This is a genomic window from Escherichia sp. HH26CH (assembly GCF_009820205.1).
GTDB lineage: Bacteria > Pseudomonadota > Gammaproteobacteria > Enterobacterales > Enterobacteriaceae > Escherichia > Escherichia coli_F.
This window is the reverse complement of the sequence record NZ_VNXM01000039.1, coordinates 117,935-143,170: the sequence shown is the minus strand read 5'-3', so window position 1 is coordinate 143,170 and position 25,236 is coordinate 117,935. Positions and strand designations below refer to the sequence as shown.

The following is a 25,236-nucleotide window of genomic DNA, read 5'->3' as shown; positions in this document are numbered from 1 at the left end:
CATTCATCAGCGTTGTTAATCTATTAAAGCCGTTATTGATTGGACGTTCAATATAAAATGTGTCTTAATTGTTACTAATTTGATTTTAAATGGTAACAATAACAGTGGGGATACTGGATGACAGACCTTTCGCACAGCAGGGAAAAGGACAAAATCAATCCGGTGGTGTTTTATACTTCCGCCGGACTGATTTTGTTGTTTTCCCTGACAACGATCCTGTTTCGCGACTTCTCGGCCCTGTGGATTGGCCGCACGCTGGACTGGGTTTCTAAAACCTTCGGTTGGTACTATCTGCTGGCGGCAACGCTCTATATTGTCTTTGTGGTCTGCATCGCTTGTTCGCGTTTTGGTTCGGTGAAGCTCGGGCCTGAACAATCCAAACCGGAATTCAGTCTACTGAGCTGGGCGGCGATGCTGTTCGCTGCCGGGATTGGTATTGATCTGATGTTCTTCTCCGTTGCTGAGCCGGTCACGCAGTATATGCAGCCGCCGGAAGGCGCGGGACAGACAATTGAGGCCGCGCGTCAGGCGATGGTCTGGACGCTGTTTCACTACGGCTTAACCGGCTGGTCGATGTATGCGCTGATGGGCATGGCGCTCGGATACTTTAGCTATCGTTATAATTTGCCGCTCACCATCCGCTCGGCGCTGTACCCGATCTTCGGTAAACGGATTAACGGGCCGATTGGTCACTCGGTGGATATTGCAGCGGTGATCGGCACCATCTTCGGTATTGCCACCACGCTCGGCATTGGCGTGGTGCAGCTTAACTATGGCCTGAGCGTACTGTTTGATATCCCGGATTCAATGGCGGCGAAAGCGGCGCTGATCGCGCTGTCGGTAATCATCGCGACTATCTCGGTGACATCCGGTGTCGACAAAGGCATTCGCGTATTGTCTGAACTCAACGTCGCACTGGCGCTGGGGCTGATTCTGTTCGTGCTGTTTATGGGCGACACCTCGTTCCTGCTCAATGCGCTGGTGCTGAACGTCGGCGACTATGTGAATCGCTTTATGGGCATGACGCTCAACAGTTTCGCCTTTGACCGCCCGGTTGAGTGGATGAATAACTGGACGCTCTTTTTCTGGGCATGGTGGGTAGCCTGGTCGCCGTTTGTCGGCCTGTTCCTGGCGCGTATCTCGCGCGGGCGTACCATTCGCCAGTTCGTGCTGGGCACGTTGATTATTCCGTTTACCTTCACGCTGTTATGGCTCTCGGTATTCGGCAATAGCGCGCTGTATGAAATCATCCACGGCGGCGCGGCATTTGCCGAGGAAGCGATGGTCCATCCGGAGCGCGGCTTCTACAGCCTGCTGGCGCAGTATCCGGCGTTTACCTTTAGCGCCTCCGTCGCCACCATTACTGGCCTGCTGTTTTATGTGACCTCGGCGGACTCCGGCGCGCTGGTGCTGGGGAATTTCACCTCGCAGCTTAAAGATATCAACAGCGACGCCCCCGGCTGGCTGCGCGTCTTCTGGTCGGTGGCGATTGGTCTGCTGACGCTTGGCATGCTGATGACCAACGGGATATCCGCGCTGCAAAACACCACGGTAATCATGGGGCTGCCGTTCAGCTTTGTGATTTTCTTCGTGATGGCGGGATTGTATAAATCTCTGAAGGTAGAAGATTACCGCCGTGAAAGTGCCAACCGTGATACCGCACCGCGACCGCTGGGGCTTCAGGATCGCCTGAGCTGGAAAAAGCGTCTCTCGCGCCTGATGAACTACCCAGGAACGCGTTACACCAAACAGATGATGGAAACCGTCTGTTATCCGGCAATGGAAGAAGTGGCGCAGGAGCTGCGGTTGCGCGGCGCGTACGTGGAGCTAAAAAGCCTGCCGCCGGAAGAGGGACAACAGTTGGGGCATCTGGATTTGTTGGTGCATATGGGCGAAGAGCAAAACTTTGTCTATCAGATTTGGCCGCAGCAATATTCGGTGCCGGGCTTTACCTACCGCGCACGTAGCGGTAAATCGACCTACTACCGGCTGGAAACCTTCCTGTTAGAAGGCAGCCAGGGCAACGACCTGATGGACTACAGCAAAGAGCAGGTGATCACCGATATTCTCGATCAGTACGAGCGGCACCTTAACTTTATCCATCTCCATCGTGAAGCGCCGGGCCATAGCGTGATGTTCCCGGACGCGTGATTGTTATTGCATAAAACCGCGCCATGTCTGCATATGGCGCGGTTTCTCTTACCTCTTGATACGTTATATCTGTACAGTTAAGCCCTTAGTATCGATTGATGATTGCCAGGCAACAGATAATAAAAAAGAAAAGAACTATTGAAGCCCAAACACTACGTTTGGACTGTTGTGAATGTTCAATAAGCTTAGTCTTATTTAATGTAAATATTGGTGCTAATTTGAAATGACGCTTTATTCATGGGGAACGCGTAGCGCAAATCAACTAAAATCAATGTAACTGTTTGTTGTTTAAGGTTTAATTGTCTGTGTCTGATATTTTATTGATTGTTTTAAATATTGTTTTTATTGTCATTGTTATAATGTTGGCTATCTATTGCTGAATGGATTCAGTCTTAAAAGGCAGGTTGTTAAGGGATTGGCATAGAGTAATGACGTGTATGCATAACCAACATCTTTACTCAATATGTCATTGAATGTTGACGCTATGTGTTTATGAGGTTGAGGTATTTTCAGTTGATCTGGATTGTTAAATTCATATAATGCGCCTTTACTCATGAATGGGCGTCAATACGTAGTGGGAAATTATAAATATCGAAATAGTCCAACTACTTCTTTATTACCAAAAATGAGTATCTGAATTTTAATATTGCATTCTTGCGTGATTATCTCCTGAGTTTGACTTGTGATTACCTTTTTAAGGTATTTAGCGTAACTGTTTTTGAGCGAGCATCAGAGGTAAAGATAATCTTCTTGATAGTGATGTGGGATGTTATACGTATGGCATCGCTAATGTTTATGGTTACCCCTTATGTGTGCTCAGGAATCCACAGGTAATCACTCATACTGAACAGCGATAAAAGATAAAAGGTGTGTTCATGAATTCATGTGATTTTCGTGTTTTTCTGCAAGAGTTCGGTACAACGGTTCATTTGTCATTGCCTGGTAGCGTATCCGAGAAAGAACGACTGCTACTCAAGCTGCTGATGCAGGGAATGTCTGTAACAGAAATATCACAGTACAGAAATCGCAGTGCAAAGACCATTTCACATCAAAAGAAACAGCTCTTTGAGAAACTGGGGATTCAGAGCGATATTACTTTCTGGAGGGATATTTTCTTTCAGTACAATCCGGAGATCATATCCGCCACGGGTAATAATAGTCACAAATATATTAATGATAATCACTATCACCATATCGTCACGCCTGAAGCCATCAGTCTGGCGTTGGAAAATCACGAATTCAAACCGTGGATCCAACCGGTTTTCTGCGCGCAGACAGGGGTACTGACGGGCTGTGAAGTGCTTGTTCGCTGGGAACATCCGCAAACGGGAATTATCCCACCGGATCAGTTTATTCCTCTGGCGGAGTCATCCGGTCTTATTGTCATAATGACTCGCCAGCTGATGAAACAGACTGCGGATATTCTGATGCCAGTAAAACATTTGCTGCCGGATAATTTCCATATTGGAATCAACGTCTCGGCAGGATGTTTTTTGGCCGCAGGATTTGAAAAAGAGTGTCTGAACCTGGTCAAGAAATTAGGTAACGATAAAATCAAGCTGGTTCTTGAGCTAACGGAACGCAACCCCATTCCGGTAACGCCAGAAGCCAGAGCGATATTTGACAGCCTTCATCAGCATAACATTACCTTTGCGCTGGATGACTTTGGTACGGGTTATGCGACCTATCGTTATTTGCAGGCGTTTCCGGTCGATTTTATTAAAATTGACAAGTCGTTTGTGCAAATGGCGAGTGTCGACGAAATCTCCGGTCATATTGTGGACAATATTGTCGAACTGGCGCGTAAGCCTGGTCTGAGTATCGTGGCGGAAGGGGTAGAAACCCAGGAGCAGGCGGATTTAATGATCGGCAAAGGCGTTCACTTTTTGCAGGGCTATTTGTACTCTCCGCCAGTACCGGGTAATAAATTTATCTCTGAATGGGTAATGAAAGCAGGTGGTTGATGTAAACCGCTATTCACAGCGCATCGGGAGGTTGGCAGCGATTAATTCTCCCGATGCAGTAAATCCTGATAGATCCCCGTTAATATGCCATTTGGCGAAAATTGTTTTTTAATCCACTGCGTCACCTGACCGGTGGCAGAGTGCTGGGTCGCCAGTAACATGCGTGAATCCTGGCGCGGATTATGGATTTGTCGGGTAACCAGCAGGGATTGCGCCATCGCCTCACGGACCATGTAATCCGGCAAAAAACCAATTCCTTCGCCTAAAATCTGGCACTGACATTTGGTGTTGAAATCTGGCACCAGAATCGACTCCTGCCCATGCAGCAACCAGCCCACTTTTTTATTAATCGTATGCGCGGTGTCTTCCACCATGATATTAGGATAGAGACGCAGTTGGCTTTCGGCGATGGGTTCCGGCACAAAGGCTAACGGGTGATCCGGGGCGATAGCAAAAGCCCAGCGAATCGCGCCAATCTCCGTGTAATCAATGCCGCCGCCGTCCAGCAGCGTGTCGGGTGCGCCGATAGCGATATTCGCCTGATTATTAATAATCGCATCCCAGACGCCATTATACACTTCGGTGGTGACGGTAATCTGGCAGGTTGGAAATTGCTTTTTCAGTACCTGTAATAAGCGTGCGGTGTGTTTGGGCGTATAAAGCAGCTGATTAATACAAATACGCACACGCGCTTCTATGCCCTGCGAAATAGTATCGATGCTGCGTTTGATGGCGTGAAAATCATTCAGCAGGTCGGTAGCTTTGCGGAAAAAATAACGCCCGGACTCCGTTAACTCAATGCTGCGGGTACTGCGAGTGAACAGCACCACATCCAGCCCTGTTTCCATTCGCTTGATGGTGTAGCTAATGGCGGAAGTGGTTAAACCCAACTCGTCTGCCGCTTTACTGAAGCTGCTAAAACGCGCAGCGGTAGTAAATGCCAACAGATTCTCTTCGGTAAAAATTGAGTTCATTAAACCATTCCCGCCATTATCTACTATGAATTTCTCCAGCTATGACTGTAGAGGTATCGGTTAAAGATAGATAATCATTTTTGAATAACTTTTAATACCCGTCGCGTTTAGTCGTCGCTTCGCTTAATTTTTGTCCGCCATATTCTGAAATTATTCCCACGCAGTTACCCGCCAGAAAACCCAGTAATGTCACCGTCCAGTTCATCCCGCTGGCAAAAAACAGCGTCATGCCGAGAAAGCCTCCGGGAATGAATGACAGTAACCAGAAACGCCCTTGCCAGACCACTACAGCTGAGAAAGGCACGGTAGTCATCACGCTTGCCCAGAACACGGAAAGCCCACTCACCGAGGCCAGCCAACCGGAAGCCAGCGCGGCGAAAAACGCCCACACCATCCCGGAATAATTAACCGCCAGGCTTCTGATAAACCCCGATTTACCGCCGCCTGCGGCATAAAAACTGCAAAAGGCGACGAAGCCAATGGTTCCTAATAATTCCCATCCCTGAGAGAGCCCGACATGTGAAGACACTAACTGCCAAAGCCCTGCACAAATACCGACGGTTATACCCGTTGCCGTGAGTCCGTTCATCTTGTTCCCCTCTGGTTAGACATGGACGAAAGCTACTCTTACATGTGCAGACTATAGAGAAATAAAACCTGATTGAGTGAAAGGGTATCGGGTCAAAGAAACAAATATTGCACTACCGCACACTGCGAAAAGATTGTTGAACATCATTCAACAAAAAGGCGAAATACGGCGAATTAAATTTAAGCGGGTTCTTTTATCAGATTATCGTTGCTATTCTCAATTCATCGAAAACAGCCACAAAAAACAGGGGAATGTTAATGAGTATAAAAAATCTACCTGCCGATTATTTATTGGCTGCACAACAGGGTGATATCGATAAAGTAAAAACCTGCCTTGCTCTGGGGGTAGATATAAATACCTGCGATCGCCAGGGGAAAACGGCAATTACGCTGGCAAGTTTATATCAGCAATATGCTTGCGTTCAGGCGTTAATTGATGCCGGTGCGGATATTAATAAACAAGACCAGACCTGTTTAAATCCTTTTTTAATGAGCTGCCTGAACGGTGATTTAACGCTACTACGAATTATTTTACCGGCTAAACCAGACCTTAATTGTGTAACCCGTTTCGGCGGTGTCGGCCTGACGCCTGCCTGTGAAAAAGGCCATTTAAGTATTGTAAAAGAGCTTTTGGCGCATACGGATATTAACGTTAACCAGACCAACCATGTTGGCTGGACGCCGCTACTGGAAGCGATTGTGCTTAACGATGGCGGGATTAAACAGCAGGCGATTGTCCAGTTATTGCTGGAGCACGGTGCCAGCCCGCATCTGACCGACAAATATGGCAAAACGCCGCTGGAACTGGCGCGGGAACGGGGCTTTGAAGAGATTGCTCAGTTGCTGATTGCCGCAGGCGCATAAACCGGGAGGTTTGCTATCAACACACCAGAAAGACGGTGTGTGTGGGCGCTAACTGCGGATGCTGATTTTCTGGCGCAGCGGGGGCAAGGACAAGTTGAACAGGTCTTTGCCAGAGCGGTAAATATCGCAATCCCGGCTCGCCAGCAGTTGCTGACACTGCTTTGTGAAGAGTACGACAATGCGCCAAACAGTTGTCGGTTGGCACTCACTCACTTTGATGGTCTGTTCCGTCATGGTGATAAGGTTCAGTTTGATGATCAAGGTATTACGGTTGGTCAACATCTTCATATAGAGATGAGTCATTGCCAGCGTTGGCTGTCCCCAACCTTGCAAATGACCGCTGTGAATTTTCACCTTATCGCCTGGCAACAGTGGCATGACATTATTCATCAGCACCTGGGGGAAAATGAAACCCTGTTTAATTATCGCGGCGATAATCCGTTTTATCAGGCGTTAAATAAAGAATTACATATTAAACGACGGGCAGTTATTCAGGCAGTAAACGATAAAGAAAATATCGCTTTGGCGATTGCTAATATGATGGGGTTAGGGATTGGCCTTACGCCATCAGCCGACGATTATTTAACAGGTCTGGCGCTTATTTTATTTATTCCCGGGCATCCGGCGGAAAAATACAAAGAGGAATTTTATCTCGGTCTGCAACGCGGCAGAAATAATACCACGTTATTAAGTGCCATAACGCTGGAAGCCGCATTACAACAACGCTGCCGGGAAAATATTCATCGTTTTATTCATAACATTATTTATGACATACCTGGGAACGCAACTCAGGCAATAGAAAAAATTAAACATATTGGCTCCAGTTCCGGCTGCGACATGCTGTATGGCATGGCCGATGGTTGTGTGCTGAGCCAAACCTACGGAGGGAATTATGTCAGTTAAAATAGTCATTAAACCGAATACCTATTTTGATTCTGTCTCGCTGATGTCTATCTCCACGCGTGCAAATAAACTCGACGGCGTCGAGCAGGCATTTGTGGCGATGGCGACCGAAATGAACAAAGGCGTTCTGAAGAATTTAGGGCTGCTGACGCCGGAGCTGGAGCAGGCGAAAAACGGCGACCTGATGATTGTCATCAACGGCAAAGCGGGCGCAGACAACGAGCAGTTGCTGGTGGAGATTGAAGAACTGTTCAACAGCAAAGCGCAAAGCGGCTCGCATGAAGCGCGTTACGCCACTATTGCCAGCGCCAAAAAGCATATCCCGGAAAGTAACCTGGCAGTGATTTCGGTTAACGGTCTGTTTGCCGCTCGCGAAGCGCGTCAGGCGCTGCAAAACGATCTTAACGTGATGCTGTTTTCCGATAATGTCTCAGTTGAAGATGAACTGGCGCTCAAGCAACTGGCCCACGAAAAAGGGCTGCTGATGATGGGGCCAGACTGCGGCACGGCGATTATCAACGGCGCGGCGCTCTGCTTTGGTAACGCTGTGCGTCGCGGCAACATCGGTATTGTTGGCGCATCCGGCACCGGTAGCCAGGAACTGAGCGTCCGTATTCATGAATTTGGCGGCGGCGTTTCGCAACTGATTGGTACCGGCGGGCGCGACCTGAGCGAGAAAATCGGCGGCCTGATGATGCTCGACGCCATCGGGATGCTGGAAAACGATCCGCAAACTGAAATCATTGTGCTTATCTCCAAACCGCCTGCGCCTGCGGTGGCCCGCAAAGTGCTGGAACGCGCACGTGCCTGCCGCAAGCCGGTGGTAGTCTGCTTCCTCGGTCGTGGCGAAACGCCAGTGGATGAGCAGGGGCTACAGTTTGCCCGCGGCAGTAAAGAGGCGGCATTGAAAGCGGTGATGCTCTCCGGCGTGAAACAGGAACATCTCGAGCTGCATACGCTGAACCAGCCGTTGATTGCTGACGTGCGCGCTCGCCTGCAACCGCAGCAGAAATACATTCGTGGCCTGTTCTGCGGCGGCACGCTGTGTGACGAAACCATGTTCGCGGTGATGGAAAAACACGGCGATGTCTACAGCAACATCCAGCCCGATCCTGAATTCCGCCTGCAAGATATCAACCGCAGCATCAAACACACCTTCCTCGACTTTGGTGATGACGACTTCACCAACGGCAAGCCGCATCCAATGATTGACCCCACCAATCGCATCAGCCGGTTGATCGAAGAAGCGCGTGATCCAGAAGTGGCGGTGATCGTGATGGATTTTGTGCTCGGATTTGGATCGCATGAAGATCCGGTCGGTTCCACCATCGAGGCGATCAAAGAGGCGAAAGCGATCGCCGCTGCCGAAGGCCGCGAGTTGATCATTCTCGCCTATGTGCTGGGTACCGATCTCGATACGCCATCGTTAGCACAACAAAGCCAGATGCTGCTTGATGCCGGGGTGATTCTGGCCAGCAGCAGCACCAATACCGGATTGCTGGCGCGTGAATTTATTTGCAAAGGGGAGGAAGCCTGATGAGTCCGTCACTGTTTAGCCAACCGTTGAACGTTATTAACGTCGGCATCGCCATGTTTAGCGATGACCTGAAAAAGCAGCATGTAGAAGTGACCCAACTCGACTGGACGCCGCCGGGGCAGGGCAATATGCAGGTGGTGCAGGCGCTGGACAACATTGCCGATTCGCCGCTGGCAGACAAAATCGCCGCCGCTAACCAGCAGGCGCTGGAACGCATTATCCAGTCGCATCCGGTGCTGATTGGTTTTGATCAGGCGATTAACGTGGTGCCAGGCATGACGGCGAAAACCATTCTTCACGCCGGGCCACCAGTGACCTGGGAAAAAATGTGCGGCGCTATGAAAGGCGCGGTCACCGGGGCGCTGGTGTTCGAAGGGCTGGCGAAAGATCTCGACGAGGCGGCCGAACTGGCGGCTTCCGGGGAGATCACCTTCTCGCCTTGCCACGAGCATGACTGCGTGGGTTCGATGGCGGGTGTTACCTCTGCCTCGATGTTTATGCACATCGTGAAAAACAAAACCTACGGCAACATCGCTTACACCAATATGAGCGAGCAGATGGCGAAGATTTTGCGTATGGGTGCCAACGATCAGAGCGTGATTGACCGCCTGAACTGGATGCGCGATGTGCAGGGGCCAATGCTGCGTGACGCGATGAAAATTCTCGGTGAGATTGATCTGCGTTTGATGCTGGCGCAGGCGCTGCATATGGGCGATGAGTGTCATAACCGCAATAACGCCGGGACGACGCTGCTGATTCAGGCGCTGACGCCGGGGATTATTCAGGCGGGCTATTCTGTCGAGCAACAGCGCGAAGTGTTTGAGTTTGTCGCCAGCAGCGATTACTTCTCCGGCCCGACGTGGATGGCAATGTGTAAAGCAGCGATGGATGCGGCGCACGGCATTGAATACAGCACCGTGGTGACCACCATGGCGCGTAACGGTGTCGAGTTCGGCCTGCGAGTCAGCGGATTACCGGGGCAGTGGTTTACCGGCCCGGCGCAGCAGGTCATCGGCCCGATGTTTGCCGGTTATAAGCCGGAAGATTCTGGGTTGGATATTGGCGACAGCGCCATCACCGAAACCTACGGCATTGGTGGATTTGCTATGGCGACCGCGCCTGCAATCGTCGCGCTGGTGGGCGGTACGGTGGAAGAGGCTATCGATTTCTCCCGTCAGATGTGCGAAATCACTCTCGGCGAAAACCCCAACGTGACCATTCCGCTGCTCGGTTTTATGGGTGTGCCGACGGCAATCGACATCACCCGCGTGGGTAGCAGTGGCATTCTGCCGGTGATCAACACCGCCATTGCCCATAAAGATGCAGGCGTCGGCATGATTGGCGCGGGCATTGTGCATCCACCATTCGCCTGCTTCGAAAAAGCCATTCTTGGCTGGTGCGAACGTTACGGCGTCTGACCTGCAAAGTGCGCGTTGTCTCTGCCGGATGCGGCGTGAACGCCTTATCCGGCCTACGAGTGGCGCAAGAATCTGTAGGCCTGATAAGCGTAGCGCATCAGGCAATTTGGCGTTGGTCATAACCTCATCACCCTCTGTAGCGGACATAACAATATGAAAGAGCTTGTGGTCGTTGCCATTGGTGGCAACAGCATTATCAAAGATAACACCAGCCAGTCGATTGAGCATCAGGCGGAGGCGGTGAAGGCCGTCGCCGATACGGTGCTGGAAATGCTGGCTTCCGATTACGACATTGTGCTGACCCACGGCAACGGGCCGCAGGTTGGGCTGGATCTACGCCGTGCGGAGATTGCCCACGAGCGCGAAGGGCTGCCCTTAACGCCGCTGGCGAACTGTGTGGCAGATACGCAAGGCGGCATTGGCTACTTGATCCAACAGGCGCTGAACAATCGGCTGGCGCGCCACGGCGAGAAAAAAGCCGTCACTGTGGTGACTCAGGTGGAAGTGGATAAAAACGATCCGGGGTTTGCCCATCCCACCAAGCCCATCGGCGCATTCTTTAGTGACAGCCAGCGTGACGAATTACAAAAGACTAACCCTGACTGGCGTTTTGTTGAAGATGCCGGACGCGGCTATCGCCGCGTGGTCGCCTCGCCGGAACCGAAACGTATTGTCGAAGCACCTGCCATTAAGGCGCTGATCCAACAAGGCTTTGTGGTAATTGGCGCGGGCGGCGGTGGAATTCCGGTGGTGTGCAGTGAAGCGGGGGATTACCAAAGCGTGGACGCGGTTATCGACAAAGATCTCTCTACCGCGCTATTGGCCCGTGAAATTCACGCCGACATTCTGGTGATCACCACTGGCGTCGAAAAAGTGTGTATTCATTTTGGCAAACCGCAGCAGCAGGCGCTGGATCGGGTGGATATTGCCACCATGACCCGCTATATGCAGGAAGGGCATTTCCCGCCAGGCAGCATGTTGCCAAAAATCATCGCCAGCCTGACGTTCCTGGAACAGGGCGGTAAAGAAGTGATTATCACCACGCCGGAATGCCTGCCCGCGGCGCTGCGTGGCGAAACGGGCACTCATATTATTAAAACGTAAGGACGTAAGATGAAAAAAAACAATAGCCGCCGTGAATTTCTGAGCCAGAGCGGTAAGATGGTCACCGCCGCCGCGCTGTTTGGTACCTCTGTGCCATTCGCCCATGCGGAGGTCTCTGGCACAACCCACTGCGACGCGAATAACACCATGAAAATCACTGACCCGCATTACTATCTTGATAACGTGCTGCTGGAAACCGGTTTTGACTACGAAAACGGTGTGGCGGTGCAGACCCGCACGGCGCGCCAGACCGTGGAGATTCAGGACGGTAAAATTGTTGCGCTACATGAGAACAAGCAGCATCCGGACGCCACGCTGCCGCAATATGACGCTGGCGGTAAGCTGATGCTGCCCACTACTCGCGACATGCATATTCATCTCGACAAAACCTTTTACGGCGGACCGTGGCGCTCGCTCAATCGCCCGGCAGGCACCACCATCCAGGACATGATCAAACTCGAGCAGAAAATGCTGCCGGAGTTACAACCGTACACTCAGGAGCGGGCAGAAAAACTGATCGATTTATTGCAGTCGAAAGGCACCACCATTGCCCGCAGCCACTGCAATATCGAACCGGTTTCCGGCCTGAAAAATCTGCAAAATTTGCAGGCGGTGCTGGCGCGACGTCAGGCGGGCTTCGAGTGTGAAATCGTCGCCTTCCCGCAGCACGGTTTGCTGCTGTCGAAATCGGAACCCTTGATGCGTGAAGCAATGCAGGCAGGCGCGCATTACGTCGGCGGGCTGGACCCGACCAGTGTTGATGGCGCGATGGAAAAATCCCTCGACACCATGTTCCAGATTGCGCTGGACTACGACAAAGGCGTCGATATTCATCTGCACGAAACCACTCCGGCGGGCGTGGCAGCCATCAATTATATGGTTGAAACAGTGGAGAAAACGCCGCAGCTAAAAGGCAAGCTGACCATCAGCCACGCCTTTGCGCTGGCTACCCTCAACGAGCAACAAGTAGATGAACTGGCGAACCGGATGGCGGCGCAGCAAATCTCGATCGCCTCGACGGTGCCGATTGGCACGTTGCATATGCCGCTCAAACAGCTGCACGACAAAGGCGTAAAAGTGATGACCGGCACCGACAGCGTTATCGACCACTGGTCGCCTTACGGCCTGGGCGACATGCTGGAAAAAGCCAATCTGTACGCGCAGCTCTATATTCGTCCTAACGAACAGAATTTGTCCCGCTCGCTGTTTTTAGCCACTGGTGATGTATTGCCGCTCAACGAAAAAGGCGAGCGCGTCTGGCCTAAAGCGCAGGATGACGCCAGCTTTGTGCTGGTGGACGCCTCCTGTTCCGCCGAGGCGGTGGCGCGTATCTCGCCGAGAACCGCAACGTTCCATAAAGGGCAACTGGTGTGGGGGAGTGTGGCAGGTTGATACGAATTTGAAACGCCTGCAACGGTGAATAGTAAGAGATTTAAGCCCCAGGGAGTGGGGCGGGAATGGTTTGTTAATGAATGATCCTGAACTTTATAATCTCCCGGCATAATTTCCAGGGGATTATTTGAGAGAAATACACAAAAGTGAGTTTTAACAAAGGTATTTATCAAGCCATAAATGTGACCTGCTTCGGATAAAAAAGATTAAACATAGAAAAACCAATGATCCTCTTGCTGATGGTTATCAACAGTAATTAAGATGTGATTTTTTTCCGTAATCGCGAAAATATTCTCATGACCATAAAAGAAAAAATCTCACAAAAATATCCCCATGCTTCCTTTTGTACTTTTGGCGATTCAGCAGCGTTGGCCGATCACCTCGCAACGTTGATTGCGACTGGTGTTAAAACAGCTTCCTGTGGTTCGCTGGCGGGATGTATTGAAGACAACGCATTTCCGATGATTGGTGAGTATAAGATTGTAGAAAATAGCCGTGGTGAGCCTGTATGTGTTATCAGAGTTATTGGCCTGCATTTACTGCGCTTTTCTGATGTCACCGCGGAGCTTGCCCGTAAGGAAGGTGAAGGTGACCTCAGTCTTGAATATTGGCGCAATGAACACCGTCGTTTTTTCCAGGCAGAAGGATGCTATTCACCCGAAATGGATGTTATCTTTGAAGAATATGCCCTTATTGACATTGTGTAGATAACTATTTTTCTACGCGAAATAAGCTCACAAACATAAAGTATCGCTAATTTTGTTTATTTTGCTATTTTTTACGTGATGATTGTCACACTTATTGTTACTGCCCGTTTTGTCCATATTTATAACCAAATTTTTAATAGCTGCCTGAAATAGGGCTGTTTATTCTGCATAAAAATATTCGAAAATTCTTATTCTCTCCAGCGCGCTAATTTGGGCGAACACTTCCTGACTACCCTGCAATGAGGCTGAAATGATGAATAAACGTTTTGTTATCAATATGGTGTCTTCGCTGTTATTAGGCGCTGCGCTAATTTCTGCGCCGCTCCAGGCCGCGGAAAAAGTCGTGGTGAATATCTCTAAAGTCGATGGTATGCCGTGGTTTAATCGCATGGGCGAAGGTGTGGTCGAGGCGGGTAAAGCCTTTGGTGTTAATGCGTCACAGGTGGGGCCTTCAAGTACTGATGCTCCGCAACAGGTTAAAATCATTGAGGATTTAATCGCCCGTAAGGTTAACGCAATTACTATCGTGCCAAACGATGCCAACGTGCTGGAACCGGTATTCAAAAAAGCGCGAGATGCCGGAATTGTGGTTCTGACCAACGAATCCCCCGGTCAGCCAAGTGCTAACTGGGATATCGAAATCATTGATAACGAAAAATTTGCCGCTGAATATGTTGAACATATGGCGAAACGCATGGGTGGCAAGGGCGGCTATGTGATTTACGTGGGTAGTTTGACCGTGCCGCAGCATAACTTATGGGCTGACTTGCTGGTGAAATACCAGAAAGAGCATTACCCGGATATGCATGAAGTTACCCGCCGCATGCCGGTTGCCGAGAGTGTGGATGACTCACGTCGTACCACACTGGACCTGATGAAAACCTATCCTGACTTGAAAGCGGTTGTCTCCTTTGGTTCAAACGGTCCGATTGGCGCGGGACGTGCGGTGAAAGAGAAACGGGCGAAAAATAAAGTCGCAGTCTATGGCATGATGATCCCTTCACAGGCGGCATCACTGATTAAAAGTGGTGATATCACCGAAGGGATTACTTACGATCCGGCCTCTGCAGGTTACGCACTCGCGGCCGTCGCCAGCACGTTGCTGAAGGGTGAAGAGATCAAACCTGGATTAGAAATGGAGAATCTCGGTAAGGCCGACGTAGATATGGATAAGCGAATTATCCGTTTCCATAAGGTATTACTGGTCAACAAAGACAATATTGACTCACTTTATTAATCCATTTCTTCGGGGCGAAAGCCCCGATTCTTATTGCCAGGGGATGCTATGGAAACCTTCCTTTCCCTTCGTCATATCAACAAAACGTTTCATGCCACGCGAGCGCTGCGCGATGTTTCTCTCGACTTTATGTCGGGTGAGGTGCACTGCCTTGCCGGGCAAAACGGCTGTGGTAAATCGACGTTGATTAAAATTATGTCCGGTGTTTATCGCCCGGATGAGGGGGCGGAAATTACGCTTGGTGGGAAAAACTGGTCAAAGCTGACACCCGCCGCTTCGGTGGCGCAGGGGATTCAGGTGATTTATCAGGACCTCTCTTTATTTCCTAACCTGAGTGTCTGGGAGAATATCGCCGTGAATCACTATCACCACGGACTGTTTGTTAACCGACGTCGTCTGCGTGAGGTGGCGCAGGCGGCAATGACCAGTATTAACGTCACATTGCCACTGGATACGCTCGTTTCTGAGCTTTCAATTGCCCGCTGTCAGCTGGTGGCAATTTGCCGTGCACTGGCGCAGGATGCACGTTTAATCGTGATGGATGAACCAACCGCTTCGCTGACCCATCAGGAAGTGCAAGGGTTATTACAGGTGGTGCATCAATTGCGGGAACGCGGGATCTGCGTGGTCTTCGTCAGTCATCGTCTGGAAGAGGTGATGGAAGTTTCCGACCGTATTTCAGTGTTGAAAGATGGTGAGCTGGTCGGGACCTTTCCGGCTGCAGAGATGACCACAAAACAACTCGGTTTCCTGATGACCGGCCAGGAGTTTGAATATCAGGTGCGAGAGTTGTGGCAGGGAAAATCCAGCACCCCAGTGCTGGAGGTGCGTAATTTAAGTCGTCATGGGGAATATCAAAATATTAACTTGCGGGTGGAAGCGGGCGAAGTGGTGTCGATTGTTGGCCTGCTTGGTGCGGGGCGCACGGAATTATGTCTGAGTCTGTTTGGTATGACCCGACCGGATGCTGGTGAGATCCTCATCAACGGTCAGCCGGTTACACTGCATAGTAACCAGGACGCCATCCGCCACGGTATTGGTTATGTTTCGGAAGATCGCATGTCGCGCGGTTTGGTGATGGCGCAATCTATTGAAGACAACATCATTAGCACTGTTTTTCACAAGGTAAAAGATCGCTTCGGCTTTCTGAGTGAAGCTAAAGTGCGTGACCTGGTGGACAGGCTAATTAAGGCATTGACCATCAAAGTCTCTGACCCACATCTCCCGGTGAATACGCTTTCCGGGGGTAACGCGCAGCGAGTATCGATCGCCAAATGGCTGGCGATTGGGCCACGACTGTTGATTCTCGATAGCCCGACTGTCGGTGTTGATATCGCCAACAAAGCAGGAATATACGGCATTATCAGCGATCTGGCGGCTCATGGCATTGCGGTATTGATGATCTGCGATGAAATTGAAGAAGCGTGGTATCAAAGCCACCGGATTTTGGTAATGCAAAAAGGTCAGCTCACCCATAGCTTCCTGCCTGACAGCAGTTCTCAGGCCAGGATTGCGGAGGTGGTAAATGGCTGAACTGAAAAAACGCCATGAATTCTGGCTGGCATTACTGATTATAGTGCTGTTTGTTGGCCTTGCCTGGCGCAGCGACGAGTTTCTGACATTCGGTAATTTGTACGATCTCGCCAATAACTATGCCATGTTGACTATTCTCGCCTGTGGTTTGTTTGTGGTGTTAATTTCCGGTGGAATTGATATTTCGTTTCCAGCAATGACCATCATTGCGCAATACGGCATGGTGCTGTTGCTACAAAAAATGGGTGGCAACTTTGCTGTCGCGTTTGCCCTGGCGGGCGGCATCGGCATTTTACTTGGCTTAATAAACGCCTTACTGGTTAATCGCCTACGGGTGCCTTCTATCATCATCACCATTTCGACGCTGAATATTTTCTATGGCCTGCTGTTATGGTTGAGTAAAGGTGTGTGGCTGTACGACTTTCCGCCGTGGTTTGAGCAGGGGGTAATGTTGTTCAAGTACACCGATGTTGACGGCTATGACTATGGCCTTGGTCTGCCGCTGATCGCCATGATTACGGTGGTGCTGCTGACAGCGTTTATCATGAATTTCACCAGTGTGGGGCGCAAAATCTATGCCCTTGGTGGGAACCGTGAATCAGCCAGTCGCATCGGCTTTAGCGTGCTGAAACTGCAACTTTTCGTTTACGGCTATATGGGATTGATGTCTGGTGCTGCGGGTGTAGTGCAGTCGTGGACGGTGATGACTGTCGCCCCCGATTCTCTTCTGGGTTATGAGCTGACAGTACTGGCTGCGGTGGTGCTTGGCGGCACTAGTTTGCTCGGCGGGCGCGGTACGTTAACCGGTACTTTGCTCGGCGTGGTGTTGTTGGCAGTGATGCAAAACGGGCTAAATTTATTGGGAGTCTCGTCTTACTGGCAAACATTGATCACAGGCATCATCATCGTTGCCAGCATTAGCGCCACGGCGTGGAGTCAGCATCAGAACCGGAGTCTGCTATGAAAAAATCGTGGCGTAATAACGTTGAGCTTTACTTGATCGGCCTGCTGGTGCTAACTGTTGCCGCCTTCAGCATTACTATGCCGGAGATTTTCTGGTCGATAAGTAATTTCCAGTCCGTCGCTTCGCAAATGCCCGTGCTGGGCATTCTGGCGTTGGCTATGGCGGTGACCATGCTTTGCGGTGGCATTAACTTGTCAATTATTGCCACTGCTAACGCCTGTTCACTGGTGATGGCGTGGGTGGCGACTCAGTATCCACCGGGTATTGCTACGGTTGTCGCTACGCTGCTGGCGGGCGCTGGCGCGGCGGTGATAATCGGTTTATGTAACGGCGTATTGATTGCTGGTATTCGAGTGTCGCCAATTCTTGCAACGCTTGGGATGATGACGTTGCTCAAAGGGGTAAATATTCTGGTGACAGGCGGTAGCGCCATTGCCAATTATCCCTCATGGGTGCTGTGGTTGAATCATGCACAGTGGTTCGGTATTCCGCTACCGATGTGGTTGTTTACCGCAGTGGCGCTGGGGCTGTGGATATTGCTGGAGAAAACGCCGCTCGGTAAATCCATTTATCTGATTGGTTCTAACGAACGAGCAACACTTTACTCCGGTATTAACACGCGTCGGGTGCTGATATGGGTGTATGTCATTTCCGCCTTGCTTTGTGCGGTAGCGGCATTTTTGATGATGTCGAAACTCAACTCGGCTAAGGCCTCTTATGGCGAATCATACTTGCTGGTGTCAATCCTCGCGGCAGTACTCGGCGGGGTTAATCCGGACGGTGGCAGCGGGCGGATAATCGGCATGGTGCTGGCACTATTTCTTCTGCAAATTATTGAAAGCGGTTTCAATATTCTCGGTATAAGCCCCTACCTGACGATGGCCTTATGGGGAACGTTGCTGCTCTGTTTCATTCAGGCTCGCGGCATGTTGGGGCTGGATCGGGTGGTTTAAATATTGGCTATATTCAATGGACGCGTTTTGCCGCGATGACATATCAGGCATCGCCAAATACACATAGCTAATCAGGAGTAAACACAATGAAGATCAAAGCTGTTGGTGCATATTCCGCTAAACAACCGCTGGAACCGATGGATATTACCCGGCGTGAACCGGGACCGCATGATGTCAAAATTGAAATCGCTTACTGTGGCGTGTGCCATTCCGATATTCACCAGGTGCGTTCCGAGTGGGCGGGGACGGTTTACCCCTGCGTGCCGGGTCATGAAATTGTGGGGCGCGTGGTAGCCGTTGGTGAACAGGTAGAAAAATATGCGCCGGGCGATCTGGTCGGTGTCGGCTGCATTGTCGACAGTTGTAAACATTGCGAAGAGTGTGAAGACGGGCTGGAAAACTACTGTGATCACATGACCGGCACCTATAACTCGCCGACGCCGGATGAACCGGGCCATACGCTGGGCGGCTACTCACAACAGATTGTCGTTCACGAGCGATATGTTCTGCGTATTCGTCACCCGCAAGCGCAACTGGCGGCGGTGGCGCCTTTATTGTGTGCAGGGATCACCACGTACTCGCCGCTGCGTCACTGGCAGGCCGGGCCGGGTAAAAAAGTGGGAGTGGTCGGCATTGGCGGTCTGGGGCATATGGGGATAAAGCTGGCCCACGCGATGGGGGCGCATGTAGTGGCGTTTACCACGTCTGAGTCAAAACGCGAAGCGGCAAAAGCCCTTGGGGCCGATGAAGTTGTTAACTCGCGCAATGCCGATGAGATGGCGGCTCATGTGAAGAGTTTCGATTTCATTTTGAATACCGTAGCTGCGCCACATAATCTCGATGATTTTACCACCTTGCTGAAGCGCGATGGCACCATGACCCTGGTTGGTGCGCCTGCGACACCGCATAAATCGCCGGAAGTTTTCAACCTGATCATGAAACGCCGTGCGATAGCCGGTTCTATGATTGGCGGCATTCCAGAAACTCAGGAGATGCTCGATTTTTGCGCCGAACATGGCATCGTGGCTGATATAGAGATGATTCGGGCCGATCAAATTAATGAAGCCTATGAGCGAATGCTACGTGGTGATGTGAAATATCGTTTTGTTATCGATAATCGCACACTAACAGACTGAAAAAATTAATAAATGCTCTATGATTTAACATATTAATTTCGCCCTCCACTTAACTTTTTAGTTAAGAAGGGCGAAATACTATCAAAGTAGCAGTAAAATCTATAACGTAAATTCAAATTGTTAAATTAATTCCCTCCAGTACACAATGCTGCATATATTAGTTATGAGCGATTTCTGATAGTGCCTGGTTTAATCAGGGCTTTATTATCTGCGACGTTTATTTTTATTTAAGAGAGATCGCAATGATACCATTAAAAGCGCCGCACAATAATTTGTTGCTATATACGAAACAAAGCGTACACAATACGTTTAAAAACAATCAGTTACCTGAAGATATCAGAAGTACACTGGTTTCTTGTGTCGATATATTCAAGGTTTTGATTAAACAATACTATGATTATCCTTATGATTGTCGTGATGATTTAGTCGATGATGATAAACTCATTTATCTCATGGCTGCCGTACGAGATTGCGAGTGGGCAGCCGACAATGCGCTTACCATAAATGTGCAGTTTAATGATTTCCCTGGAGTTTATGACTGGGTGGATTACCCTGATTACCCGATTAAGTTTGTTTTTCGGATACTTGAAAATCAAAAAGGGACCGTTTGGGTATATGATCAGGATGACGTGTTTCTTGATATTAAAGAGAATATCCATGCCGGACGCTTCACCGGACTTAAGAAATTAGTGCAGTTTATCGATTCAGTACGAACAGATTGCAAATGCATTCTTCTTGAGCACCATATGCCTTTGTTGAGACTTTTCCGTGAAGGGAAAGAATGTGAGCATGTAGAAAAATGGCTTCGCGAAATGTCGCGCATTCCGGATGCAGACGCACCTATTAAGCAGGCGCTTGCGTATGAATTATTATTGCACTTAAAAAATATTTACCCTGTTTTTCCTGAATCGCTAGTGATGTTATTGCTCTCCGTTCTGAACGTGAAAACATACAGAGATGATGCACGATTAAATCAATGGGTATCTAATAGAGTGCAGGAATTAGGTGACAAATATTATCCTGTAAATAAGCACGTTAAAATACGCTACACTCTTTAGTTTAGAAACTTTTCCATCTCCAATTTGTTATTCCATCAGAGAGTGAATCGCAAAGCGGGTAATCATTTCATCTGCTTATCTCTACGTCAAATGGCATTTACCCTCCTTTTTCGCCGATATTTTGTTGTGATCGGCGTCATGTTGCTTAAAAAGTGAACTTGTGCGAGTGTTTTATGAATGTGTTGGTTGACATTCATATGAAAAAAATCATAATTCCATCATGTTTGTGTGGGGTCTTTTCTGTATCTTACGCATCGCACTCAAGCCTGACAGACAATATGCTGTAAGGCTTATATCACAAACCGCCATTAGCTCATCAGGAAGAGCAGACGACAACCAGGATTGTTGTATGGTACGGGGTTCGAGGCCTCGATGGCGGTCCAATTTTTCAAAACTCTTCTGAATCAGATCCTCTTATTATCATCCTTGCAGAGTGGATGGAGCATTGCCAGCTACTCACTGAAGCAGACAAATGAAAAAAGCCCACACAGGGGAGAGTGGGCTGAAATGGGAAGCTAAAGACTCAAGTAAACTTATCGGAAATAAGGACCACGCATTACGGGGGATATCATCGCCGATGAGCGGGATTCGGCAAATCAGGTTGATTACGTAGAGAGTAAATTATCTGCTCACCGCTGCGTTACTCCTTCGTAAATCAGGCGTAGCGCGAATACACCAATAATTGCACCAATAACCCGACTGGCAACGCGTTGCATACGCCCATAAGCACGACGCACAGCGGGCAAAGAAAACGCCTGACTAAGAAAGACTCGCCAGATAATTGATGCGAACACAATTCCCGCCCAGGCCATTAAACGTGCCCAAGTTGGTGTTTCAGCATTTAACGTTACTGAGAAAATACTGATAAAAAATAAAACGGTCTGTGGATTAGAGAGATCGGTAATTAATCCACGGCGAAAAAAGACATACCAGGGGGCGCTAATCGGTTGTTGTAGTGTGCTTATTTGCGGTGTTGACTGGCGGCGCATGCTGCACCACGCAAACCATAAGAGATAAGCGCCGCCGACGATTCTAATAAGCGAAAAAATCTCCTCACACTGCGTAATGAGTGTCGCAAGACCATACAAACCCAACCCGGAATAAAACGCATCGCCCAGCGCCACGCCCAACCCGGTCAGCACTCCTGCGCGTCGACCGGAAGCCAGGCTGGTTTGCACCACCACAAAAAGATTGGCTCCCGGATTAAAAAAAGTCATCACGAACAGTCCTACGGTCAGGTAAACGGCGTGCAAGGGATCCATGTGATTTCATCCATAAATAAGTGAAGTAACTTCATCATATTTCTACAAAAAGTAATCGGATGCGAGAGAGATCACAAAGTGTCTTATTTCCGGTTACTGGCGTTTATGCCCTGACTGAACTAATTATTAATCAACCCAATAATATGGGTGGGTGATAGTTTGATAACAACTCTGGAGCCGTAATATGAAAATAATCTCTAAAATGTTAATCGGTGCGTTAGCGTTTGCCGTTACCAACGTTTATGCCGCAGAATTAATGACCAAAGCGGAATTTGAAAAAGTTGCATCGCAATATGAAAAAATAGGTGATATTTCAACCAGTAATGAAATGTCGACTGCAGATGCGAAAGAAGATCTGATCAAAAAAGCGGATGAAAAAGGGGCAGATGTGTTGGTGCTGACCTCTGGTCAAACTGACAATAAGATCCACGGCACGGCAAATATTTATAAGAAGAAATAATTCTGCACCCCATGTAAACATGCCCGATGCGTAAGTATATCGGTGATCATCTATTGAAATTTATGCCGGATAAAGCGTTAGCGCTGCATTCGGCATTTCAGTTTTTCAGCCGCCGCCAGAATGTCGTTCGGCTGATACCTAAATAATTGGCCGCGGCAGTTTTATCGCCATTAAATTTCTCCAGTGCCTGTTGTGGCGTCAGTAAGCGTGGAGCGGGAGTTTCCGCCGACTCGCGCGCCAGTTCCGGCAGTAGCAACTGCAAAAATTGCGGCGTTAAATCCGGCGTCGGTTCCACACTTAAAAATAGCGCCAGTCGTTCCATCATATTGCGCAGTTCACGAATATTTCCCGGCCAGTCGTAGCGCAACAGCACAGTTTCACTTGCCTGTAATCCCTGACGTAACACGGAAGAAAACGGCGCAGTAAGTGCCGCCAGTGACACTTTCAAAAAGCTTTCCGCCAGCGGCAGAATATCTGCCACCCGCTCACGCAGTGGTGGCAGTTGCAGGCGTAAAATGCTCAGCCGATAAAACAGGTCACGGCGAAACTGCCCTTGCCGCATATCTTCTTCCAGATTGCAGTGAGTGGCGCTAATAACCCGCACATCCACCGGAACAGGCTGATGCCCGCCGACGCGGGTGACCTCTTTTTCTTCCAGCACCCGCAGTAGCCGGGTCTGCAACGGCAGCGGCATTTCACCAATCTCGTCCAGAAACAGCGTACCGCCGTGGGCAATTTCGAACAGCCCGGCGCGGCCTCCGCGTCGCGAGCCGGTAAACGCCCCTTCCTCATAGCCAAACAGTTCCGCCTCCAGCAGCGATTCGGCAATCGCCCCACAGTTGACGGCAACAAACGGATGTGACTTTTTGCCCCGTCGTGCATCGTGGCGGGCAAAGTATTCCCGATGAATCGCCTGGGCCGCCAGCTCTTTGCCCGTCCCCGTTTCCCCTTCAATCAACACCGCCGCACTGGAGCGGGCATACAGCAAAATAGTCTGCCGTACCTGTTCCATCTGTGGTGATTGACCGAGCATATCGCCCAGCACGTAACGAGTACGCAGGGCGTTGCGGGTGGCATCGTGAGTATTATGGCGTAACGACATGCGCGTCATATCCAGCGCATCGCTAAATGCCTGGCGCACGGTGGCGGCAGAATAGATAAAAATTCCGGTCATTCCGGCTTCTTCCGCCAGATCGGTAATCAGCCCCGCGCCGACCACCGCTTCGGTGCCGTTGGCTTTTAGCTCGTTAATCTGCCCACGTGCGTCTTCTTCGGTAATGTAGCTACGTTGGTCGAGGCGCAAATTAAAGGTTTTTTGAAACGCTATCAGTGCCGGAATGGTTTCCTGATAGGTGATAACGCCGATAGAAGAGGTGAGTTTTCCGGCTTTTGCCAGTGCCTGTAACACATCGTAGCCACTCGGTTTTATCAGAATCACCGGTACCGACAGGCGGCTTTTCAGGTACGCACCGTTAGAGCCAGCGGCAATGATGGCGTCGCAGCGTTCGCTGGCCAGTTTTTTGCGGATGTAGGTCACTGCTTTTTCAAAGCCAAGCTGGATAGGAGTAATGTTTGCCAGGTGATCAAACTCGAGGCTGATATCGCGAAATAGCTCGAACAGCCGCGTTACAGATACCGTCCAGATAACCGGTTTGTCGTCATTCAGCCGTGGTGGATGTGCCATAGCGCACCGCAAAGTTAAGAAACCGAATATTGGGTTTAGTCTTGTTTCATAATTGTTGCAATGAAACGCAGTGAAACATTGCCTGAAACGTTAACTGAAACGCATATTTGCGGATTACTTCATGGCTTTATCTATAACAAATTGAAATAAAACATTTAATTTCATCCAAGTAATTGTGGCACACCCCTTGCTTTGTGTTTATCAACGCAGATAACAAGTTGATAACAAAGGATGGGCTATGTCTCTACACTCTCCAGGTAAAGCGTTTCGCGCTGCACTGTCTAAAGAAAATCCATTGCAGATTGTCGGCACCATTAACGCCAACCATGCGCTGCTGGCGCAGCGTGCCGGATATCAGGCGATTTATCTCTCCGGCGGTGGTGTGGCGGCAGGTTCGCTGGGGTTGCCGGATCTCGGTATTTCTACTCTTGATGATGTGCTGACTGATATTCGTCGTATCACTGACGTCTGCTCGCTGCCGCTGCTGGTGGATGCGGATATCGGTTTTGGCTCTTCGGCCTTTAACGTTGCCCGCACCGTGAAATCGATGATTAAAGCCGGTGCGGCGGGCTTACATATTGAAGATCAGGTTGGAGCAAAACGCTGCGGACATCGTCCGAACAAAGCGATCGTTTCAAAAGAAGAAATGGTGGATCGGATCCGCGCGGCGGTGGATGCGAAAACCGATCCTGATTTTGTGATCATGGCGCGCACCGATGCGCTGGCGGTTGAAGGGCTGGATGCGGCGATCGAGCGTGCGCAGGCCTATGTTGAAGCGGGTGCCGAGATGTTGTTCCCGGAAGCAATTACCGAACTCGCCATGTACCGCCAGTTTGCCGATGCGGTGCAGGTGCCGATCCTTGCCAACATTACTGAATTTGGTGCCACGCCGCTGTTTACCACCGACGAATTACGCAGCGCCCATGTCGCAATGGCGCTGTATCCCCTTTCTGCTTTCCGCGCAATGAACCGCGCCGCTGAACATGTCTACAACGTCCTGCGCCAGGAAGGCACGCAGAAAAGCGTCATCGACACCATGCAGACCCGCAACGAGCTGTATGAAAGCATTAACTACTACCAGTACGAAGAAAAGCTCGACGACCTGTTTGCCCGTAGCCAGACGAAATAAAAAACGCCCTTTGGTTGTATTCGACAACCGATGCCTGATGCGCCGCTGACGCGACTTATCAGGCCTACGGGGTGCACTGAACTGTAGGTCGGATAAGACGCATGACGTCGCATCCGACAACCGATGCCTGATGCGTCGCTGACGCGGCTTATCAGGCCTACGGGATGAACTGAACTGTAGGTCGGATAAGACGCATAGCGTCGCATCCGACAACATTC

The 25,236-nt window shown here is 49.9% G+C and carries 22 protein-coding genes and 1 pseudogene; 19 read left to right on the top strand and 4 right to left on the bottom strand.

The window, feature by feature from the left end; genetic code table 11:
- Positions 1–117: 117 nt before the first annotated feature.
- Both betT and pdeL read left to right on the top strand, forming a co-directional pair.
- On the top strand, positions 118–2,151 hold the full coding sequence (gene betT / locus FQ015_RS13505) for a choline BCCT transporter BetT (RefSeq protein WP_000131044.1): 2,034 nt from the start codon (positions 118–120) through the stop codon (positions 2,149–2,151).
- Between the two features lie 875 nt (positions 2,152–3,026).
- Positions 3,027–4,115 carry a DNA-binding transcriptional activator/c-di-GMP phosphodiesterase PdeL gene (gene pdeL / locus FQ015_RS13500; RefSeq protein WP_001305451.1) on the top strand — a complete coding sequence of 363 codons (1,089 nt, stop codon included), beginning with the start codon at positions 3,027–3,029 and terminating at the stop codon, positions 4,113–4,115.
- Positions 4,116–4,156: 41 nt separating this feature from the next.
- On the opposite strand, the gene FQ015_RS13495 is transcribed toward pdeL, so the two are convergent.
- Together FQ015_RS13495 and FQ015_RS13490 are read right to left on the bottom strand one after the other, a co-directional pair.
- On the bottom strand, positions 4,157–5,089 hold the full coding sequence (locus FQ015_RS13495) for a LysR substrate-binding domain-containing protein (protein ID WP_032302503.1): 933 nt from the start codon (positions 5,087–5,089) through the stop codon (positions 4,157–4,159).
- A gap of 91 nt (positions 5,090–5,180) precedes the next feature.
- A complete protein-coding gene (locus tag FQ015_RS13490; protein WP_032302504.1) occupies positions 5,181–5,678 on the bottom strand; it encodes a DUF1097 domain-containing protein in 498 nt (165 codons plus the stop codon).
- A gap of 257 nt (positions 5,679–5,935) precedes the next feature.
- Here FQ015_RS13490 and FQ015_RS13485 point away from each other — a divergent pair, with 257 nt between their 5' ends.
- From FQ015_RS13485 to FQ015_RS23975, 15 genes and pseudogenes are all read left to right on the top strand, one after another.
- Positions 5,936–6,541 (top strand): ankyrin repeat domain-containing protein, encoded by a 606-nt coding sequence (locus tag FQ015_RS13485; RefSeq protein WP_000023646.1) that lies wholly within the window; start codon positions 5,936–5,938, stop codon positions 6,539–6,541.
- 39 nt (positions 6,542–6,580) lie between these two features.
- Complete coding sequence (locus FQ015_RS13480; protein ID WP_160524161.1) at positions 6,581–7,444, top strand: oxamate carbamoyltransferase subunit AllH family protein; 864 nt, start codon at positions 6,581–6,583, stop codon at positions 7,442–7,444.
- Positions 7,434–8,981: an acyl-CoA synthetase FdrA gene (gene fdrA / locus FQ015_RS13475; RefSeq protein ID WP_160524160.1), complete on the top strand. Its 1,548-nt coding sequence runs from the start codon at positions 7,434–7,436 to the stop codon at positions 8,979–8,981. The genes FQ015_RS13480 and fdrA overlap by 11 nt, the downstream gene beginning before the upstream one ends.
- The gene (locus tag FQ015_RS13470) at positions 8,981–10,399 is read left to right on the top strand and encodes a DUF1116 domain-containing protein (RefSeq protein WP_160524159.1); all 1,419 of its coding nucleotides are present in this window, start codon (positions 8,981–8,983) and stop codon (positions 10,397–10,399) included. Before fdrA ends, FQ015_RS13470 begins: the two co-directional genes overlap by 1 nt.
- 153 nt (positions 10,400–10,552) lie before the next feature.
- Positions 10,553–11,503: a carbamate kinase family protein gene (locus tag FQ015_RS13465; protein WP_160524158.1), complete on the top strand. Its 951-nt coding sequence runs from the start codon at positions 10,553–10,555 to the stop codon at positions 11,501–11,503.
- Between the two features lie 9 nt (positions 11,504–11,512).
- Complete coding sequence (locus FQ015_RS13460) at positions 11,513–12,895, top strand: amidohydrolase family protein (protein WP_105277174.1); 1,383 nt, start codon at positions 11,513–11,515, stop codon at positions 12,893–12,895.
- 296 nt (positions 12,896–13,191) lie between these two features.
- A complete protein-coding gene (locus tag FQ015_RS13455) occupies positions 13,192–13,602 on the top strand; it encodes an ASCH domain-containing protein (protein WP_032183414.1) in 411 nt (136 codons plus the stop codon).
- Positions 13,603–13,855: 253 nt separating this feature from the next.
- Positions 13,856–14,839 (top strand): autoinducer 2 ABC transporter substrate-binding protein, encoded by a 984-nt coding sequence (locus FQ015_RS13450; protein ID WP_001042105.1) that lies wholly within the window; start codon positions 13,856–13,858, stop codon positions 14,837–14,839.
- Positions 14,840–14,887: 48 nt separating this feature from the next.
- Positions 14,888–16,372, top strand: coding sequence for a sugar ABC transporter ATP-binding protein (locus FQ015_RS13445; protein ID WP_160524157.1), 1,485 nt, complete (start codon positions 14,888–14,890; stop codon positions 16,370–16,372).
- On the top strand, positions 16,365–17,336 hold the full coding sequence (locus tag FQ015_RS13440) for an ABC transporter permease (protein ID WP_032183379.1): 972 nt from the start codon (positions 16,365–16,367) through the stop codon (positions 17,334–17,336). Before FQ015_RS13445 ends, FQ015_RS13440 begins: the two co-directional genes overlap by 8 nt.
- A complete protein-coding gene (locus tag FQ015_RS13435; RefSeq protein ID WP_160524156.1) occupies positions 17,333–18,289 on the top strand; it encodes an ABC transporter permease in 957 nt (318 codons plus the stop codon). Before FQ015_RS13440 ends, FQ015_RS13435 begins: the two co-directional genes overlap by 4 nt.
- An 86-nt stretch (positions 18,290–18,375) precedes the next feature.
- On the top strand, positions 18,376–19,425 hold the full coding sequence (yahK, locus tag FQ015_RS13430; RefSeq protein ID WP_160524155.1) for an NADPH-dependent aldehyde reductase YahK: 1,050 nt from the start codon (positions 18,376–18,378) through the stop codon (positions 19,423–19,425).
- Positions 19,426–19,667: 242 nt separating this feature from the next.
- Positions 19,668–20,483: a hypothetical protein gene (locus FQ015_RS13425; protein WP_001353421.1), complete on the top strand. Its 816-nt coding sequence runs from the start codon at positions 19,668–19,670 to the stop codon at positions 20,481–20,483.
- Positions 20,484–20,703: 220 nt separating this feature from the next.
- Complete coding sequence (locus tag FQ015_RS24715) at positions 20,704–20,886, top strand: hypothetical protein (protein WP_439218385.1); 183 nt, start codon at positions 20,704–20,706, stop codon at positions 20,884–20,886.
- Positions 20,856–21,096: pseudogene (locus FQ015_RS23975) on the top strand (hypothetical protein). Before FQ015_RS24715 ends, FQ015_RS23975 begins: the two are co-directional and overlap by 31 nt.
- Positions 21,097–21,112: 16 nt before the next feature.
- Here the strand turns inward: FQ015_RS23975 and FQ015_RS13420 are convergent.
- Positions 21,113–21,745, bottom strand: coding sequence for a LysE family transporter (locus tag FQ015_RS13420; protein ID WP_000371335.1), 633 nt, complete (start codon positions 21,743–21,745; stop codon positions 21,113–21,115).
- A gap of 184 nt (positions 21,746–21,929) precedes the next feature.
- On the opposite strand from FQ015_RS13420, the gene yahO reads away from it, so the two are divergent.
- Complete coding sequence (gene yahO / locus FQ015_RS13415) at positions 21,930–22,205, top strand: DUF1471 family periplasmic protein YahO (RefSeq protein WP_000691948.1); 276 nt, start codon at positions 21,930–21,932, stop codon at positions 22,203–22,205.
- Between the two features lie 97 nt (positions 22,206–22,302).
- On the opposite strand, the gene prpR is transcribed toward yahO, so the two are convergent.
- Positions 22,303–23,889 carry a propionate catabolism operon regulatory protein PrpR gene (gene prpR / locus FQ015_RS13410; protein WP_160524154.1) on the bottom strand — a complete coding sequence of 529 codons (1,587 nt, stop codon included), beginning with the start codon at positions 23,887–23,889 and terminating at the stop codon, positions 22,303–22,305.
- Between the two features lie 238 nt (positions 23,890–24,127).
- Between prpR and prpB the strand changes: the two genes are divergently transcribed.
- The gene (gene prpB, locus FQ015_RS13405) at positions 24,128–25,018 is read left to right on the top strand and encodes a methylisocitrate lyase (RefSeq protein WP_032302517.1); all 891 of its coding nucleotides are present in this window, start codon (positions 24,128–24,130) and stop codon (positions 25,016–25,018) included.
- The last annotated feature ends 218 nt before the right edge of the window (positions 25,019–25,236 follow it).